At 65.9% G+C, this 2,620-nt stretch carries 3 protein-coding genes; 2 read left to right on the top strand and 1 reads right to left on the bottom strand.

The features are described 5' to 3' along the window. The first annotated feature begins 424 nt into the window (after positions 1 to 424). Both BLP88_RS18525 and BLP88_RS18520 read left to right on the top strand, forming a co-directional pair. Complete coding sequence (locus BLP88_RS18525; RefSeq protein ID WP_074591664.1) at positions 425 to 844, top strand: YciI family protein; 420 nt, start codon at positions 425 to 427, stop codon at positions 842 to 844. A 52-nt stretch (positions 845 to 896) separates the two neighbouring features. Then, complete coding sequence (locus BLP88_RS18520; protein WP_074591666.1) at positions 897 to 2,096, top strand: RNA polymerase sigma factor; 1,200 nt, start codon at positions 897 to 899, stop codon at positions 2,094 to 2,096. A gap of 26 nt (positions 2,097 to 2,122) precedes the next feature. Here BLP88_RS18520 and BLP88_RS18515 read toward each other — a convergent pair whose 3' ends face one another. Beyond that, positions 2,123 to 2,464, bottom strand: a complete 342-nt coding sequence (locus BLP88_RS18515) for a YciI family protein (RefSeq protein WP_074591662.1) — start codon at positions 2,462 to 2,464, stop codon at positions 2,123 to 2,125. Positions 2,465 to 2,620: the final 156 nt, after the last annotated feature.

Raw genomic sequence — 2,620 nt, 5'->3', positions numbered from 1 at the left:
GCAAATAACCAATTAATAAAAATCGGTATCAACAAACTTGGCACACTATTGAGTTCTCAAACAACAGTTCCGCAAACCGCAGACCACACGACGCACCACAGTGCGCCACTGAAAGTGGCCATCTAAGAAAGGGATTCTGCCGCCTTCCGGAACCTCCAAGCCTTTCAGCTTTTCCGTCCCTCTCGCGGCGACTCAGAAAACATTACACGGTTCGGGGAGGAGAGGCAAATCAGGCTCCGGAGCTGCCGGAGGCAGCCCCGGGCGAGGCCGGTCACGGTCGGTCCGGTGCCATTCGCGGCAAGCGGGCCACCCGCCGTCGGGCGTCAGGAAAAAGTTTCCCGAGCCTGTGTCGATCTGCTCTGGTGCCGTTCGACCTATGGGTGAGAAGGTCGGAAGGCGACCTTCCGGAACCTAGGAGAACATCATGGCCAAGTACATGCTCATCATGCGCCCCACGGACGAGTCGTTCGCGGCGTTCGCGGACACCGACTTCAACGAAATCATGGATGCCATGGGGAAGTTCAACGACGAACTGATCCGCGCCGGAGTGCTCCTCGCTGCAGAGGGCCTGGACGACGCAAACGAAGGCGTCGTGGTGGACTTCACCGGAGACACCCCGGTGGTGACGGACGGCCCGTACGGGGAGACCAAGGAGCTGTTCGCCGGCTACTACATCCTCGACGTCGCATCCAAGCAGGAAGCCGTCGAATGGGCCAAGCGCGCGCCGATGACCGCGGGCAGCAAAACCGAGATCCGCAGGGTGACCACCATCGATGAGTTCCCGCAGGACAACAAGTGGATCCAGAAGGAGCGCGCCTGGCGCGAGCAGACCGGGCAGCTCTGATCCGGTCGTGAACAACAGCGGGGCGCGGGGCGCCGTCGAGACCGTGTGGCGGATGGAATCTGCACGCATCGTCGGCGCCCTGGCCCGCTACACGGGGGATTTTGCCCTCGCAGAAGACCTCGCCCAGGAAGCCCTTGCCGAGGCGCTCGTGTCCTGGTCGGTCAACGGCGTCCCCGAGCAGCCGGCGGCCTGGCTGCTCACCACCGGTCGGCGCCGCGCCATCGATACCTTCCGCCGCAGGTCCGCGCTCGATGAACGCTACGCCGTCCTTGCGCGGGAGCTGTCCGACGAGCCGGGAGCGGACGAACTGTTCAGCTATGACGCGATCGACGACGACGTCCTCGCCTTGATGTTCACGGCCTGCCATCCTGTGTTGTCCAGGGAGGCCCGGATCGCCCTGACCCTGCGCGTGGTGGGCGGTTTGGGCAGCGACGAGATCGCCAAGGCGTTCCTAGTGCCGGTCGCCACCATCCAGGCACGCATCACGCGGGCCAAGAAGACCCTGGCTGCTGCCCGCGTTCCGTTCGCGGTACCCGAGTCGCACGAACTGGACGAGCGGCTGGGCTCCGTCCTCCAAGTCATCTACCTGGTCTTCACCGAGGGGTCCTATGCTTCCGGCGGCGACGACTGGATCCGCACCGGCCTCACGGACGAGGCGCGCCGGCTGGCCCGCATGATGGTCAAGCTGAAGCCCGAGCCGGAGGTGTTCGGCCTCCTCGCCCTGCTGGAGCTCACGGCCGCCCGTTTCCCGGCAAGGACCGACGACGCCGGGCGTCCGGTGCTGCTCGAGGACCAGGACCGCCGGCGCTGGGACAGTGCGGCGATCCGAAGGGGGCGGGCCGCCCTCGAACGCGCAGCGGCGGCGGGTCGCGGCCTCGGTGCCTATGGACTGCAGGCATCGATTGCGGAGTGCCATGCCGTGGCGGAATCAGTGGCCGCCACCGACTGGCCCCGGATCGTGGTTCTCTACGAGGCTCTCGGTCGCTTGGCACCGTCCCCGGTGGTCGAGCTCAACCATGCCGTGGCGGTGGCCATGGCGTCCGGACCCGCCGCGGGCCTCGAACTGGTGGACGCGATTAGCGCCAACGGAAGGCTTGGCGCTTCGCATCTGCTGCCGGCCGTCCGGGGTGAGCTGCTCAGCAGGCTCGGACGCCGGGAGGAGGCGCGTTCCGCGCTACAGGAGGCCGCAGCGATGTGCGGAAACAGCGCCGAACGCGCGGCCCTTGAAGCCAAAATCCGCGCCCTGGAGTGAGCACCCGGAGGCCGGGACTGGCCGCGTCAGCTGGCGGGGTCGTAGTGGAACTGCCGGAGCTCCTGCCGGCAGCGACACGCAGTAGCGATCTTCGCGGCCCACTCGAATGCCGCCTCCCGCGAAGGCAACTCGAGCACGGTATAGCCACCGTTGGGCACCTTGTGACCAGGGTAGGTTCCCTCGGTAACCGTGCCGTCACCGGCCACGAGGACCGGGTTTACGGTCTCGTCGATCCCTCCGCCGAACACGTACACACCGGCCGCCTTGGCCTCCTCGATGACGGCATGCGAGGCCTCAACCACCGACTCAAAGTCCTCCTCCGGGACAACCATGGCCTCACCGGGGAAGGAGATCAGGAACTTCGTCATTCGAAGATTATGGCTCCGGGTCCCGGCCGGTGGTCAAGGCAGGGCCGCGAGCGTTCTTGCGGTTAAATGCGAAGGGCCCTGACCGTCGTGGTCAGGGCCCTTCGTGAATGGTTGTCCGGCGGTGTCCTACTCTCCCACACCCTCCCGGGTGCAGTA

The sequence above is a fragment of the Arthrobacter cupressi genome (assembly GCF_900099975.1).
Classification (GTDB): Bacteria; Actinomycetota; Actinomycetes; order Actinomycetales; family Micrococcaceae; genus Arthrobacter; species Arthrobacter cupressi.
Note: the sequence above shows the minus strand (reverse complement) of the source record. Positions and strands in the feature narration are given on the sequence as shown.

Excerpts from the sequence above, each read along its gene's own strand:
- BLP88_RS18525 (WP_074591664.1), top strand. The coding sequence starts at position 425 with ATGGCCAAGTACATGCTCATCATGCGCCCCACGGACGAGTCGTTCGCG.
- BLP88_RS18520 (WP_074591666.1), top strand. The coding sequence starts at position 897 with ATGGAATCTGCACGCATCGTCGGCGCCCTGGCCCGCTACACGGGGGAT.
- BLP88_RS18515 (WP_074591662.1), bottom strand. The coding sequence starts at position 2,464 with ATGACGAAGTTCCTGATCTCCTTCCCCGGTGAGGCCATGGTTGTCCCG.